This window comes from Pseudomonas brassicacearum (genome assembly GCF_003732225.1).
Classification (GTDB): Bacteria; Pseudomonadota; Gammaproteobacteria; order Pseudomonadales; family Pseudomonadaceae; genus Aquipseudomonas; species Aquipseudomonas brassicacearum_E.
Genome location: NZ_MOBJ01000014.1, coordinates 326820 through 340367, shown reverse-complemented (window position 1 = coordinate 340367; position 13548 = coordinate 326820). Strand labels below are relative to the sequence as shown.

Annotated in this window: 16 protein-coding genes; 8 read left to right on the top strand and 8 right to left on the bottom strand. The window is 58.9% G+C overall.

Annotated elements, in window-relative coordinates; translation table 11 throughout:
* Positions 1-75: 75 nt before the first annotated feature.
* Positions 76-1914 carry a long-chain-acyl-CoA synthetase gene (locus BK659_RS21380; protein ID WP_123426925.1) on the bottom strand — a complete coding sequence of 613 codons (1839 nt, stop codon included), beginning with the start codon at positions 1912-1914 and terminating at the stop codon, positions 76-78.
* A 406-nt stretch (positions 1915-2320) separates the two neighbouring features.
* Between BK659_RS21380 and BK659_RS21375 the strand changes: the two genes are divergently transcribed.
* Positions 2321-2599: a DUF3509 domain-containing protein gene (locus BK659_RS21375; RefSeq protein WP_123426924.1), complete on the top strand. Its 279-nt coding sequence runs from the start codon at positions 2321-2323 to the stop codon at positions 2597-2599.
* A 68-nt stretch (positions 2600-2667) separates the two neighbouring features.
* Here the strand turns inward: BK659_RS21375 and BK659_RS21370 are convergent, their stop codons facing one another.
* From BK659_RS21370 to aroC, 6 genes are all read right to left on the bottom strand, one after another.
* A complete protein-coding gene (locus tag BK659_RS21370) occupies positions 2668-2934 on the bottom strand; it encodes a helix-turn-helix domain-containing protein (RefSeq protein WP_123426923.1) in 267 nt (88 codons plus the stop codon).
* Positions 2935-3179: 245 nt separating this feature from the next.
* Entirely contained in the window at positions 3180-3863 is a 684-nt protein-coding gene (mtnC, locus tag BK659_RS21365) for an acireductone synthase (protein WP_123426922.1), read from the bottom strand.
* A 4-nt stretch (positions 3864-3867) separates the two neighbouring features.
* Positions 3868-4413: a 1,2-dihydroxy-3-keto-5-methylthiopentene dioxygenase gene (locus BK659_RS21360; protein ID WP_123426921.1), complete on the bottom strand. Its 546-nt coding sequence runs from the start codon at positions 4411-4413 to the stop codon at positions 3868-3870.
* A 99-nt stretch (positions 4414-4512) separates the two neighbouring features.
* Positions 4513-5133 (bottom strand): methylthioribulose 1-phosphate dehydratase, encoded by a 621-nt coding sequence (locus BK659_RS21355; RefSeq protein ID WP_123426920.1) that lies wholly within the window; start codon positions 5131-5133, stop codon positions 4513-4515.
* Complete coding sequence (locus tag BK659_RS21350; RefSeq protein ID WP_123426919.1) at positions 5130-6275, bottom strand: MFS transporter; 1146 nt, start codon at positions 6273-6275, stop codon at positions 5130-5132. Before BK659_RS21350 ends, BK659_RS21355 begins: the two co-directional genes overlap by 4 nt.
* Positions 6276-6309: 34 nt before the next feature.
* Positions 6310-7401 carry a chorismate synthase gene (gene aroC / locus BK659_RS21345; RefSeq protein ID WP_123426918.1) on the bottom strand — a complete coding sequence of 364 codons (1092 nt, stop codon included), beginning with the start codon at positions 7399-7401 and terminating at the stop codon, positions 6310-6312.
* Positions 7402-7540: 139 nt separating this feature from the next.
* Between aroC and BK659_RS21340 the strand changes: the two genes are divergently transcribed.
* Positions 7541-8506: an alpha/beta hydrolase gene (locus tag BK659_RS21340; protein ID WP_123426917.1), complete on the top strand. Its 966-nt coding sequence runs from the start codon at positions 7541-7543 to the stop codon at positions 8504-8506.
* Between the two features lie 99 nt (positions 8507-8605).
* Positions 8606-9397 carry a hypothetical protein gene (locus tag BK659_RS21335; protein ID WP_123426916.1) on the top strand — a complete coding sequence of 264 codons (792 nt, stop codon included), beginning with the start codon at positions 8606-8608 and terminating at the stop codon, positions 9395-9397.
* A gap of 89 nt (positions 9398-9486) precedes the next feature.
* On the opposite strand, the gene prmB is transcribed toward BK659_RS21335, so the two are convergent.
* Complete coding sequence (prmB, locus tag BK659_RS21330; RefSeq protein ID WP_123426915.1) at positions 9487-10395, bottom strand: 50S ribosomal protein L3 N(5)-glutamine methyltransferase; 909 nt, start codon at positions 10393-10395, stop codon at positions 9487-9489.
* Positions 10396-10633: 238 nt separating this feature from the next.
* Between prmB and BK659_RS21325 the strand changes: the two genes are divergently transcribed.
* The 5 genes from BK659_RS21325 (at position 10634) to BK659_RS21305 (ending at position 13408) form a co-directional block, all read left to right on the top strand.
* Positions 10634-11224 (top strand): cysteine hydrolase family protein, encoded by a 591-nt coding sequence (locus BK659_RS21325; RefSeq protein WP_123426914.1) that lies wholly within the window; start codon positions 10634-10636, stop codon positions 11222-11224.
* 132 nt (positions 11225-11356) lie between these two features.
* Positions 11357-11677 carry a hypothetical protein gene (locus BK659_RS21320; protein ID WP_123426913.1) on the top strand — a complete coding sequence of 107 codons (321 nt, stop codon included), beginning with the start codon at positions 11357-11359 and terminating at the stop codon, positions 11675-11677.
* A 75-nt stretch (positions 11678-11752) separates the two neighbouring features.
* The gene (locus tag BK659_RS21315; RefSeq protein ID WP_123426912.1) at positions 11753-12310 is read left to right on the top strand and encodes a Smr/MutS family protein; all 558 of its coding nucleotides are present in this window, start codon (positions 11753-11755) and stop codon (positions 12308-12310) included.
* 77 nt (positions 12311-12387) lie between these two features.
* Positions 12388-12933 carry a GTP cyclohydrolase I FolE gene (gene folE, locus BK659_RS21310; protein ID WP_019693029.1) on the top strand — a complete coding sequence of 182 codons (546 nt, stop codon included), beginning with the start codon at positions 12388-12390 and terminating at the stop codon, positions 12931-12933.
* Between the two features lie 103 nt (positions 12934-13036).
* Positions 13037-13408, top strand: coding sequence for a glutathione S-transferase N-terminal domain-containing protein (locus tag BK659_RS21305; protein ID WP_123426911.1), 372 nt, complete (start codon positions 13037-13039; stop codon positions 13406-13408).
* Positions 13409-13548 lie beyond the last annotated feature (140 nt).

Here is a 13548-nt window from a genome sequence, read left to right as displayed (position 1 = left end):
TCGCAAAGCCGCTAGTTTCCTTAAGCGACCTGACACCTGTCACCCCTTTTTTCTCTCGCCCGGCCATAGCCAGAATCAATAACGGAACTTGCCAGCGTGGATATCCGCCAGCACCCGTTCGGTGATCTGCACGTAAGTGTCCGAGCCCGGCAACCAGGCGTAGATCGGATCGTCGCCGGTTTTCCCCGGATCGAAGGCTTCATCCTTGAGGCGGGTCTTCTGGTACTTGAAGGTCCCGGTGGTTTCCATTTTCACCTTCACCCGCAAAAACAGCGGCACCGCATAGGCCGGCATGTGCTGGCGAGCGAAACCCAGCAATTCACTGAAGTCCAGAGTGGCCAGGGATTCGGCCGGGGTAATCGCCGCCATGCCGGCGCGGCCATTGGTGTTGCTGATCTCCACGCCATAGGCCACGGCCTCGGCAATATGAGGGTGCTGCAAAAGAATGTTCTCGACTTCGGTAGTCGAGACGTTCTCGCCCTTCCAGCGGTAGGTATCGCCGAGGCGGTCGACAAACTGTGCGTGACCGAAACCGATGTTGCGCAGCAAGTCGCCGGTATTGAAGTAGCGATCGCCCTTCTCGAAGACATCGTGGAGTACGACCTTCTCAGTCTTCTGCGGATCGGTGTAGCCATCGAGCGGCGCCTTGTCATCGATCTTTGCCAGCAACAGGCCTTGCCGGCCTTTGCCGACTTTTTGCATGAACCCCATGCTGTTGCGGATCGGCGCACAGCTGTCATGGGCGTACTCGACCAACTCCCAGGACATCAGCGAAAAGCCGATGGTGTTGTCGAAGTTGAGGATGTTGCTGAAACCGATATTGCCGTCGCTGGCGGCGTACAGCTCACAGATGTGATTGACCCCGAAGCGCCGCTTGAATTCGATCCAGACGCCGGGGCGCAAGCCGTTGCCGATCATCTTCACCACCGCATTATTACGGTCGTCGGCACTCGGCGGCTGATCGATCAAGTAACGGCACAACTCGCCAACATAGCCAATGGTGGTGGCCTGGTACTTGTGCACGTCGTTCCAGAATTGGCTGGCGCTGAACTTGCGCCGAATGGCAAAGCCCGACGCCCCGCAAATCGCCGAGCCCCAGCACACACACAGCCCCGTTGCATGGTAGAGCGGCAAAGTGCAATAGACGACATCGTCGGGGCGCATATCCAAAGCGATCAAGCCAAAACTGGCAGACGTGCGCATCCAGCGACCATGCTTGAACACCCCGGCCTTGGGCAACCCGGTCGTGCCGGAGGTGTAGATATAAAAACAAGGGTCGTCGAGATACACCTGTTGGCTGCTGCGCGGGTTGTCGGCCGGGTAATCGGCGCTGGCGCGCATCAGGTTGGTGAAGCCTGCGGGAGCTTCGCCGGGATCACGGAAGGTGTCCTGATCGGCCACCCACCAGGTTTTCGCGGCATTGATTGCAACCTGATCGCGGATAGCCGAAAACGCTTCGACCAACTCCCCGCCGACCACGATTGCCACGGGGCCGACCAGGTTCACGCTGTGCACCAGCACCTGTTGGGTTTGCGAGGTATTGAGCATCGCGCTGATCGCGCCAACCTTGGCCACCGCCAGCACCGTGACCAGCAGCTCCGGGCGGTTTTCGATGAAGATCCCGACCACATCACCTTTGCCGATACCCTGGGCAATCAAATAGTGAGCGATACGGTTGGCCCATTGGTTGACCTGTGCATAACTGAGTTTGACTGCACCTTGCAGCAGCGCCGGGCCATTGGGGTTGCGTTGCGTCGCCTGCTCGAAGCTCCAACCGAGGCCGCAGGGTTGATCCGGCTGTTTGACGTTGGCGACCTTGAGGCCCTTGACCACCCGTGGCAGGGCTTTGGCAATGGACGGCAACTTACGGAGCATCATGCCCCAGGTGATCATGTCGTTTGACGCGCTGCTCATGGTTGCTCCCGCTCGGCCCATGATTTCAGGCCTGTTTTGTTATTGTCGGGCGAACATGTAATCGGGGGTGTTCAGGCAACTTCATCCCTGTATGAGAGACGACAGATAACCTCTCGTTAGAGATTCAATAAAAGACCTGGAAAAGTTGCTGCAGGGCAAAAAGTACGCCCGCACTTATGTCGCTGTACACGCGGTTTTTGAAATGTTTTGTATCCGGGTCGATACTGCGGCGAGCGCGCAAAATGCAGGATGCACGATGGCCATTCATGCAGAATGCACGATGCCGAAAAAACGCATAATTTTTATGCCATTGATTTATAAGGTTTTTTATAAATAGTCGTACTGGCACAACCTGTGCACCTATCACTCCATGCTTGCCATTCAAGTGCAAACGGAGCTAATCGACATGAGCCTGATCCAGGAAAAATTTTCGTCCCTGTTCTCCAACTTCGACGTCACCACGCAGGCACGCCCTGACGGCGGCATTCTGCTGACGCTGAATAGCAGCGATGGCCGCGTGTTCAAACGCTCGATTTCCTACGCTCAATTACATGCCGGTGATCAACTGTCCTGGGTGATCAGTGCCATTCGCCGTGACATGGCCGAACAGGCCAGCGAACTGCCGCAGATTTCGATGCTGCAAAGTCAGCAGCGTTTCGCCCTGCCGACCTATCACACGTCGTAAGCACTCCATCGCCCAAACCTTTCAGGTCGTGCAAGCCTTGCGCTGCACGGCCTGAGTGCATTCCGAGCTCAGCTCAGCAAGCCCCGGTTGACTGCCTCGCCGACCGCTTGGGCGCGGTTGGTGACTTCGAGTTTGGAGTAGATATTGCCCAGATGGAACTTCACCGTCGCCTCGGAAATGTCCCGAATCACACTGATTTCCCACACCGTTTTCCCGGCCTTGGCCCAGCGCAAAATCTCCAGTTCCTTTTCGCTCAATGGTTTGCCCACCGGATCCGGACGCTGTCGTTTAGGTATTTTCAACACGGGCGCGCCGGCCCGGTCTGGTGTTTTCATCCTTACCCCTCTCGCCAAGAGTCCGCAGCATTGCCAAACACACAAGGCGTCTGGAGAAGCGAACAAACTTCAGGGCCGAAGAGTTACACAAGGACGAGATTAAACAAGTAAGGAAAACCACAAACAGGCATGGACGACTTATCAACAGGCAACTTCCTACACGTCCTACAGACGTACGTTGCCCGTGATGTTAGTCCCTGATGGAAAGATGGCTAACCGCACGTGTTGCAGTCAGCCGTTGTCACTCAGAAAGTAGCTGGATCGATCTGCGAGAAGCTGCTGACGCTCAGATGCCCGGCGAGCTCACCGCCTTCGCGTACCAGTCCGCAAGTGGCCATACCGGCCTCACGGGCGGCATCCAGCTCCTGAACGATGTCGGACAGAAACAGAATCTGCGCAGACTCGCAGCCAATCGCTTGAGTAATGCGCTGATAGGACTGCACCTCGCGCTTGGGCCCTGACGTGGTGTCGAAGTAACCGCTGAACAATGGCGTCAGGTCACCGGCCTCGGAGCAACCGAAGATCAGCTTTTGGGCCTGGATCGAACCGGACGAATAAACAAACAGTTGATAACCGGCCTGATGCCAGCGTTTCAGCGCGTCGACCGCGTCCGGGTAAACATGGCCCTTCAACTGCCCGGCCTGATAACCCTGCTCCCAGACCATCCCTTGCAGGGCCTTGAGCGGCGTGGCCTTGCGGTCTTCGGCAATCCAGCCCAGGAGGATTTCAATCACCCGTTCAACATCGGCGCCAGGCTCGGCGCTGTCCTGGCGAACCGCGTCAATCTGCCGGGCAACGTCGGCCCGTTGCGCCTGCTGACGGACAAAGTCCGGCAGATGTTGGGCGGCGTAGGGAAACAGCACGTCGAACACAAAACTCACCGCGCTGGTGGTGCCTTCAATGTCGGTGAGAATGGCTTTGATGGTCATGCCCTCAATCCTCAAGACGCGGGAAGCGGCTGGCGATGTCTTCGCCGGTGAAGTTGGCCACCCAGCCTTCGGGATTGTTGAACAGACGGATCGCCACAAAGTGTGGATGCTCCCCCATGTCAAACCAGTGTGCCGTACCCGCAGGCACCGAAATCAGGTCGTTTTTCTCGCAGAGCACGGCGTATACGTAGTCGTCGATGTGCAAGGTAAACAGGCCACGCCCAGCAACGAAAAATCGTACTTCGTCTTCAGCATGGCGGTGTTCATCGAGGAACTTGGCGCGTAATTCGGCTTTTTGCGGGTGATCGCTGTTGAGGCTGATCACGTCGACGGTGATGTAACCGCGCTCGGTCATCAACTGGTCGATCTGCACCTGATAAGCGGCAATCACTTCTTCCTGACTGGCGCCTGGCTGGATCTTCGCCGCCGCTTGCCAACGGTCGAAGCGCACACCTTTTTCGGCCAGGGTCGAGGCAATATCCTCGAAGTGGGTCAGGACCTTGTTTGGCAGGTCCGGGCTTGAAACGTGGTAAACGGACAGGCTGCTCATGTTGGCAATTCCTCGTTAGCGGCGGCGCCGTCCGGCTTTTACAGGCCGGTCAGGCAACGCGTTTCATCAGGCGGTTGGCGACTTCAGGTGAAGTAAGCCTTAACGGTTAATCAACGCGCGCATTTTCAGCTCGCATTCGAACAGGAACTCAAACGCTTCGATCTGCCGCAGTGCATCGCTCATCTTCGGGCCCCAGGTGTAGAGACCATGGCCACGAATCAGATAACCGACACAGTCAGGATGGCTGTCGAGCCATGGCTGCACTTTGGACGCCAGACGCTCGATGTCCTGATCGTTGTCGAAGATCGGTACCCGCACCTTGGACTCATGGGTCGAGATCCCGCTGAAGGCTTTTTGCAGTTCGTAGTCTTCGAACGTGACGACCGGACTCTGCAGCAGCCGCGACAACACCGTGGCATTCACCGAATGGGTGTGCAACACCGCACCGATGTCGGCTCGCCAATTATATAACTGGGTGTGCAGCAGGGTTTCGGCAGACGGCTTCTTGCCAGGCTCCAGGCTGTTGCCCGACATATCCGTGGCCAGCACGTCATCAATCCCCAACTGACCTTTGTGTTTACCGGAAACGGTCAACAAGGCTTCGGTGGCCGACAGTCGCGCCGAATAGTTGCTGCTGGTGGCGGGCGACCAGCCACGGCCATACAAAAAACGCCCTGCGTCGATGATTTGCTGGGCGAGCTGTTCACGGGTAAGGCTCATGGCCTGTCCTCTTGCATACGTGTGGCAATGATAACGGCTGCAGCAAAAGCTGCGAGGCTGGCAATACTAAAGGTCAATGTAGCGCCCAGGGCATTCCAGCTGTAGCCGGAATACAACGCGCCCAGCGCGCCGCCGGTGCCGGCCAGTGCTGCGTACAACGCCTGGCCCTGCCCTTGCTGGCGTGCGCCGAAGCTACGTTGCACGAAATGGATGGCAGCGGCGTGAAAGCTGCCGAAGGTCGCCGCGTGCAGAATCTGCGCGAACAGCAGCACCCACAGGAATTCGGCAAACGAGCCGAGCAGCAACCAGCGCAACGCTGCCAGCAGGAAACTCGCCATCAACACCCGGCGCACCGAGAAGCGCGCAAGGATCTTGCTCATGAGCAAAAACATCAGCACTTCAGCCACCACCCCCAGGGCCCAGAGCATGCCGATCACGCCGCGGCTATAACCCAGGCGCTCAAGGTGCAGGGTCAGAAAGGTGTAATACGGCCCATGGCTCATCTGCATCAGTGCCACGCAGGCGTAAAACGCCAATACCCCGGGACTGCGCAGTTGCTTGAGAAAGCCCTCGCCCGCCAGCCGATTGCCTTGCGCCGGCTGGGCGTTCGGCACCCAGAGACTGCTGATGACTATTCCGCCCATGATCACCACCAGCGTCACCGGGTAAATGTCCAGGCTCAACCATTCGAACAACCGCCCCAAGGCAACCACGGTGATGATGAAGCCGATCGATCCCCACAAGCGGATCTGGCTGTAGCGCGAAGTCTGACCCTGTAAATGCGCGAGGGTGATGACCTCGAACTGCGGTAACACCGCGTGCCAGAAAAACGCGTGCAGCGCCATGACCATCGCCAGCCAGGCGTAGCTTTTGCTGACGAAAATCAGCGAAAAGGTCAGCAGCGTGCAGATCGCGCCGAAGCGCACGATGGCCAGGCGCCGGCCGGTGTAGTCACCGAGCCAGCCCCAGATGTTCGGTGCGACACAGCGCATCAGCATCGGGATCGCCACCAGTTCGCCAATGCGCGCGCTGGAAAAACCCAGGTGATCGAAATACAGCGCCAGGAACGGCGCGGTCGAACCGAGCAAGGCGAAATAGAACAGATAGAAGCTGGATAACCGCCAGTACGGTAGCGCCGCCACGGCCGTCAGACCGCAGCGACGTCAGGGCATGACTTCACAGCTGGCCCAGCACCGGGGTGCTGACACGCACGTCGGCATTTTGCCCACGATTGCGCAGCAGATGATCCATCAACACGATGGCCATCATCGCCTCGGCAATCGGCGTGGCGCGGATGCCGACGCAAGGGTCGTGACGGCCCTTGGTGACGACATCCACCGGGTTGCCATGGATATCGATCGAACGGCCCGGCGTGGTGATGCTCGATGTCGGCTTGAGAGCGAGGTGCGCAATGATCGGCTGACCCGAGGAGATGCCGCCCAGAATGCCGCCAGCGTTGTTGCTGAGGAAACCTTCGGGGGTCATTTCGTCACGGTGCTCGGTACCGCGTTGGGCGACGCTGGCGAAACCGGCGCCGATTTCCACGCCTTTCACCGCGTTGATGCTCATCAGCGCATGGGCCAGTTCCGCATCAAGGCGGTCGAAGATCGGCTCGCCGAGACCCGGTTTCACGCCTTCGGCGACCACGGTGATCTTCGCGCCGACCGAATCCTGATCGCGACGCAGCTGATCCATGTAGGCCTCAAGCTCTGGCACTTTGTCCGGATCCGGGCTGAAGAAGGCGTTTTGCTCTACCGAGTCCCAAGTCTTGAACGGGATTTCGATAGGGCCAAGCTGGCTCATGTAACCGCGAATGACGATGCCCTGAGTGGCCAGGTACTTTTTCGCAATAGCCCCGGCCGCCACGCGCATGGCGGTCTCGCGCGCCGAGCTGCGACCACCGCCGCGGTAATCGCGCTCACCGTATTTGTGGTGATAGGTGTAATCGGCGTGGGCCGGGCGGAACAGGTCCTTGATCGCCGAGTAGTCCTTGGACTTCTGGTCGGTATTGCGGATCAGCAGACCAATCGCGCAACCGGTGGTGCGGCCTTCGAACACGCCCGAGAGGATTTCGACTTCGTCGGCTTCCTGACGCTGGGTGGTGTGGCGGCTGGTACCGGGCTTGCGGCGGTCCAGATCACGCTGCAAGTCTTCCAGAGACAGCTCAAGGCCCGGCGGGCAGCCGTCGACAATGGCGACCAACGCCGGACCATGGCTTTCGCCCGCGGTGGTGACAGTGAACAGCTTGCCGTAGGTATTGCCGGACATGCAGGGCGCTCCGTGAAATCGCTGAGTGACTCAACCTGAAAATGTAATGCGGCGAGTATACGCAGGCTATCCAACTAGTTCATCCTCGAACCTTATCGGTGCCTGCTAGTCCAACCGACACCTTGTGAATGATGGCGTGATGATGCTGCGAGTTATTGCCTTGAGCCTTACCCTATTTACCGGCCTGCTTTCGAATATGGTCCAGGCCTCTGTTCTGCAACGTCCGGTCAGTCTGGATACCGGCAGCGGCGAGCTTTTCGGCTCGATGTTGCTGCCAAAGTCCGACAGCCCGGTGCCGGTTGTGCTGATCATTTCTGGCTCGGGTCCTACGGATCGCAACGGCAATAACCCGGACGGCGGCAACAACGACAGCCTCAAGCGCCTGGCGTGGGTACTGGCCAAACACAACATCGCCAGCGTGCGTTACGACAAACGCGGCGTGGCGGCCAGCCTCGCGGCGACTCCGGATGAACGCAACCTGACCCTTGAGGCCTACGTTGCCGATGCGGTGGCCTGGGGCCAGAAGCTCAAATCCGACCCGCGTATGGGGCCATTGATTTTGCTCGGCCATAGCGAAGGTGCGCTGGTGGCTACGCTCGCCGCCCCGCAAGTCGATGCTGCCGCGGTGATTTCCCTGTCTGGCACCGCGCGCCCGGTGGATCAGGTCTTGCGTCAACAATTGAGCAATCGAATGCCACCCGATCTGCTGCTGCGCAGCAATGAGCTTCTGGACAGTCTCAAGGCCGGGCATGTCGACGAAAACGTCCCGACACCGTTGCAGGTGATCTTCCGTCCCAGCGTGCAGCCGTATCTGATTAGCCTGTTTCGCCAGGACCCGGCAGCGGCCTTCGCCAAACTGAAAATGCCGGCGCTGATCATCCAGGGCAGCAACGACATGCAGGTCGGTGTCGGTGATGCGCGGATGCTCAAAGCTGCGAAACCGGATGCCCAGTTGGCGCTGATCGAAGGCATGAACCACGTGATGCGCATCGTGCCCAACGACATCAAGCGTCAAATGGCCTCCTACAAAGACCCGCAACTGCCCCTCGCTGCTGAACTCGGTTCCAGGATACTGAGCTTTATTGACGGACTTAGCCCCAGTTAAGCCGGTTTTACCCTCCAGTCCTGGAAAAAACGGCCGATAAGCCTGTGTCGGCAGCCCATTGGCTGCCGCCAAGCAGGGCTTGGACAGGATCTCGCCGTTATGACTGATACCCAGAATTCACCCGACACCGCGCCAGAAACCACCGCCACAGAAGCGGTCGAGCTGCCGTGGGCGGACGTCACTGCCGAGCACCACAAGATGCTTCGCCTGGCGCCGCTGAAAACCGATCGAGCGACCGGTGGACGGCCATTGCGTTTTGTCGAGTTCGGCTATGCCGAGCGCAACAACAAAGAACGCAGCCTGCTACGCATGAGCATTTCGCTGCCCGGCCAACGGGTGCGCAAAGAACAGAACCACCTGGATGTCTGGGTCGACCATGAGACCCGTCGCGTGCACTTCGGACCCGACAGCGGTCTGCAGATTGAACCGATGAACCGTGGTATTGGCCGTTTTCTGGCCGCTCAAGGCATTACGTGGGCGAAGAAAAAGTGGTCGAGCTACACCGTCGACGGCGCGGACCTGAACAACAAGGACGCCCTCAACGAAGACACCCGCCTGCGCCGCGATCACTTCCTGCGGGTACATGGTTTTGATGTGGTCTACGCCGACGCCCAGCATTTGAAGGGCAGCGTCAAAGAAGTAAAGGTCGGCGATCTGCTGGGCGACTGGAACAGCGAAAAGCTGCAGTTCGTGGAAATCCTCGAAGCCGCGCAGATGCTGCAGCAAGCCGAGCAGAATCTGGCAGAGCAGGAAGTCAAACTGCAAAAGCAGGAAGAGAAAGTCAGCAAATACAAACGTGAGGATACGGGGCTACGCTTCACCATCAGTTGTCTGGTGGCGTTTGCGGTGTTCCAGGCGGGGCTGCTGATCTGGATCGCCACGCACCGCTGAGCAAAAAGATCGCAGGCTTCGCCAGCTCCTACGCGATTGCGTATTCCGCGTAGGAGCTGCCGCAGGCTGCGATCTTTTTTTGCATCGAATCAAACGCGCGAAGCGAACAACGCCTGATGCTGAAGGCATTGCTCGGCGCTCAGCATGAACACGCCGTGACCGCCGCGCTCGAACTCCAGCCAGGCGAAATCGACTTCCGGGTACAACGCCTCGACGTGCACCTGGCTGTTGCCGACTTCAATGATCAGCAAGCCCTTCTCGGTCAAGTGATCCGCAGCTTGCGCGAGCATCCGCCGAACCAGGTTCAAACCATCCTCTCCACAGGCCAGGCCCAGTTCCGGTTCATGCTGGTACTCGTCCGGCATGTCGGCAAAATCTTCGGCGTCCACGTAAGGCGGGTTGGACACGATCAAGTCGAAACGCTGCCCCGGCAAACCGTCGAAGCCATCGCCCTGAACGGTGAACACCCGCTCATCGACGCCATGGCGCTCGATGTTCTGATTGGCCACTTCCAGCGCTTCAAAGGACAGATCAGCCAACACTACCTCAGCGTTCTGGAACTCGTAGGCGCAGGCAATACCGATGCAACCGGAACCGGTGCACAGGTCGAGAATCCGTGCAGGCTCGGTGCCGAGCCACGGCGCGAAACGTTTTTCGATCAGTTCGCCAATCGGTGAGCGCGGGATCAATACACGCTCGTCAACGATGAACGACAGGCCACAAAACCAGGCTTCGCCCAACAGGTAAGCCGTCGGGATGCGCTCCTCGATTCGACGCTTGAGCAAGCGCTGCAAGTTCACCAGTTCGTCGTCTTCAAGGCGGCAGTCCAGGTAGCTATCAGCGATTTCCCACGGCAGGTGCAACGCCCCCAACACCAGTTGGCGGGCTTCGTCCCAGGCGTTGTCGGTCCCATGGCCGAAAAACAGATCCTCCCCATGAAAACGGCTGACAGCCCAACGAATGTGGTCGCGCAAGGTGCGCAGGCGGGAAGTGATCACGGGGCAAACTCCTGAAAAATCGACTGGCGATTCTAACAGCCTAAACCCGCCCCGACGACGCAAGAAAAATCACGGGACGAACGTAGGAATGATCCTGATTTTCAGCTTTTGATTGAACATCTGCTCAGCTCTTGACAGGCTGCAGGCCAGCAACGACGGTGCCTACGATGGTAGCGATTCACAGAAGCGCTCAGCCAGAGGACAATGTCGCAAAAGCCCCACTCGAAGGAGCCCCAGAATGTCCGTTCCAAAAACGATGTTTCAACTCAGCGGTCGTGGTTACGCGCCGGCCAATCTGGCCCATGCGACGCTGGTGATCATCGATGCCCAGAAAGAATACTTGAGCGGCCCCCTGGCCCTTTCCGGCATGGACGCCGCCATCGACAACATCAAGCAATTGCTCGCAGCTGCCCGCAAGGCGGGTCGGCCGATCGTCCATGTACGCCACCTCGGCACCGTCGGTGGCCTGTTCGACCCACAAGGCGAACGCGGTGAATTCATTCCGGGCCTTGAGCCACTGGCTGACGAAACCATCATTGGCAAATTGCTGCCCAGCGCTTTCCACGGCACCCCGCTGGAAAAACGCTTGCAAGACCTCGGCTCGCTGGACCTGATCGTCTGCGGTTTCATGAGTCACTCCAGCGTCAGCACCACCGTGCGCGCGGCCAAGAATCTGGGCTTTCGCTGCACCCTGGTCGAAGACGCCTGCGCCACGCGGGACCTGCCTTACAAAGGTGGAATCCTTAGCGCCGAACATGTCCAGCAGACTGAAATGGCGATCATGGCCGACAACTTCGCCACCCTCGCCCAGACCCAGGAACTGATCTGATCGAGCGTTTGATGAGCGGCCGATGCAGCCGCTCATCCGCAAAAACCTCTCATTCCCTGCAATTGCCTTAGCCTCAGGAACCACCCGGTCAACTCCCGGTCGAAGGGCCGATACCCATTGAGGAAGGTCGGAATGAAGATATCCGATGGTTTTGACGCTCGCCGCTTGCGGCCCAAAGGCCCGCGCAACTGGCGTTATCGCTTTGGCGCGGCATTTTCCGCGCTGCTGGCGGCCCTCGGCGTGCTGCTGGCAATGGCTGGTGCCGCCAGCCTGCTGGGCCACCCGCCGGCTCTCGGCGAGCTGAACGCCAGCCCGGCTGGCGCGGCAGTGGTTCTGGCGATTGGCCTGTTGCTGCTGTATGTCGGTGTTTCACTATGGCGTCGCTGCCGCCGCCGGATGCGCCAACCCCGCGAGCTGAACCTGGCTCCACATTTGATGAAAAAACATGACTGAGTGGCGCGCGTTGCGTTTTGACGCGCCTGATTCACCTCGACTTGGGTAAACTGGCCGCCCTTCGCGGAGGCTGACATGCAAGACGACGATTTTTCCCTGTTCAAAAGCGCGATCCAAGGCGTCAAGCCGATCAAGCACGATCGCGCTGAAACCGGCAAACCCAAAGCTGACCGCGCGCACATCGCCAAGCTGCGTCAGGCCGCCACCGTGCGCACCGATGCCACCACCGTTGATGGTCTGTCCGATCAGTTCGTGATCGATGTCGGTCCGGAAGACGAGTTGATGTGGGCGCGTGACGGTGTGCAGGAAAGCCAGATGCGCAAGCTGAAGATCGGGCAGATCCCGTTCGAAGGCAGCCTCGACCTGCACGGCATGAACGTCGAAAAAGCCCGCGAGACGCTGTGGGCTTTTCTCGCCGAAGCGACAAAATTCGAAATCCGCTGCGTACGCGTGACTCATGGCAAGGCTGTGCGCCTGGACGGCAAGCGGCCGATGATCAAGAGTCACGTCAACACCTGGCTGCGTCAGCATCCACAGGTGCTCGGCTTCACCTCGTGCCAGCCAAAACATGGCGGCGCCGGAGCGGTTTACGTGATGCTCAAACGGACCATGATGGAAGGTCGCGACGAGTAAAGCTGATGCGCTACGCTTGCAGCGCCGTGTCCGCCACCGTACCCTTGTCCTTTGCGTAAAATCCCACAGGTAGTTTCATGTCCCTGGAACAGAATTACACGGCGATCCTCGGCCAGCTTGGCGAAGACGCCACCCGCGAAGGTCTGCTCGACACGCCGAAGCGTGCCGCCAAAGCCATGCAGTACCTTTGCCGCGGTTATGAGCAGACGCTCGAAGAAGTCACCAACGGTGCCTTGTTCAGCTCCGACAACAGCGAAATGGTGCTGGTCAAGAACATCGAGCTCTACTCGTTGTGCGAACACCACTTGCTGCCATTCATCGGCAAGGCCCACGTTGCCTATATCCCGAGTGGCAAGGTGCTGGGCCTGTCGAAAGTCGCGCGGATCGTCGACATGTACGCCCGCCGCCTGCAGATCCAGGAAAACCTCAGTCGGCAGATCGCCGAGGCGGTCCAGCAAGTGACTGGCGCCCTGGGCGTGGCGGTGGTGATCGAAGCCCAGCACATGTGCATGATGATGCGCGGTGTAGAGAAACAGAACTCGTCGATGATCACCTCGGTGATGCTCGGTGAGTTCCGCGAAAACGCGGCAACCCGCAGCGAGTTTCTCAGCTTGATCAAGTAATCCGCGGTACGAAGAAAACCGGCATTCATCGCCGGTTTTTTTTCGCCTGCGAAAAATCAGGTAAGCTGCGCGCCTTTCTTCATTCGCCCGTGAGGCTTATACCGTGTTAGTAAAAGCGCTTCGTGTCGGCCTCGGCCAGCTGATCATCTTCATCGATTTCCTCACCCGCCCGAGCAAAAAGAAGCGCCCCGCCGCCGCTCAGGCCCAGGTCGAAAACGCAGCGAAAGGCCTGACGCTGTATCAGTTCCACGCCTGCCCGTTCTGCGTGAAAACCCGCCGCACCCTGCGCCGCCTGAATGTGCCCGTGGCCCTGCGTGATGCGAAGAACAGCGAACAGGATCGCCAAGCCCTGCTGGAGCAAGGCGGCAAAATCAAAGTGCCGTGCCTGCGCATCGAAGAGAATGGCCAGACCACCTGGATGTATGAGTCCAAGGTGATCATCGATTATCTGGACAAGCGCTTCGCTGCAGCCTGATGGTTTTGTGGTGTTCTGACTGAAGCCATCGCGAGCAAGCTCGCTCCCACAGTTGACCACATTCGCAAGATAGACGCAGTTCCATGTGGGAGCGAGCTTGCTCGCGAAGAGGCCCGCACAGCCACCACAAAACCCAGACA

What these genes read in the sequence shown, in the direction of transcription:
- BK659_RS21380 (WP_123426925.1), bottom strand. Translation starts at nt 1,914, where the DNA reads ATGAGCAGCGCGTCAAACGACATGATCACCTGGGGCATGATGCTCCGT.
- BK659_RS21375 (WP_123426924.1), top strand. Translation starts at nt 2,321, where the DNA reads ATGAGCCTGATCCAGGAAAAATTTTCGTCCCTGTTCTCCAACTTCGAC.
- BK659_RS21370 (WP_123426923.1), bottom strand. Translation starts at nt 2,934, where the DNA reads ATGAAAACACCAGACCGGGCCGGCGCGCCCGTGTTGAAAATACCTAAA.
- mtnC (WP_123426922.1), bottom strand. Translation starts at nt 3,863, where the DNA reads ATGACCATCAAAGCCATTCTCACCGACATTGAAGGCACCACCAGCGCG.
- BK659_RS21360 (WP_123426921.1), bottom strand. Translation starts at nt 4,413, where the DNA reads ATGAGCAGCCTGTCCGTTTACCACGTTTCAAGCCCGGACCTGCCAAAC.
- BK659_RS21355 (WP_123426920.1), bottom strand. Translation starts at nt 5,133, where the DNA reads ATGAGCCTTACCCGTGAACAGCTCGCCCAGCAAATCATCGACGCAGGG.
- aroC (WP_123426918.1), bottom strand. Translation starts at nt 7,401, where the DNA reads ATGTCCGGCAATACCTACGGCAAGCTGTTCACTGTCACCACCGCGGGC.
- BK659_RS21340 (WP_123426917.1), top strand. Translation starts at nt 7,541, where the DNA reads ATGATGCTGCGAGTTATTGCCTTGAGCCTTACCCTATTTACCGGCCTG.
- BK659_RS21335 (WP_123426916.1), top strand. Translation starts at nt 8,606, where the DNA reads ATGACTGATACCCAGAATTCACCCGACACCGCGCCAGAAACCACCGCC.
- BK659_RS21325 (WP_123426914.1), top strand. Translation starts at nt 10,634, where the DNA reads ATGTCCGTTCCAAAAACGATGTTTCAACTCAGCGGTCGTGGTTACGCG.
- BK659_RS21320 (WP_123426913.1), top strand. Translation starts at nt 11,357, where the DNA reads ATGAAGATATCCGATGGTTTTGACGCTCGCCGCTTGCGGCCCAAAGGC.
- BK659_RS21315 (WP_123426912.1), top strand. Translation starts at nt 11,753, where the DNA reads ATGCAAGACGACGATTTTTCCCTGTTCAAAAGCGCGATCCAAGGCGTC.
- folE (WP_019693029.1), top strand. Translation starts at nt 12,388, where the DNA reads ATGTCCCTGGAACAGAATTACACGGCGATCCTCGGCCAGCTTGGCGAA.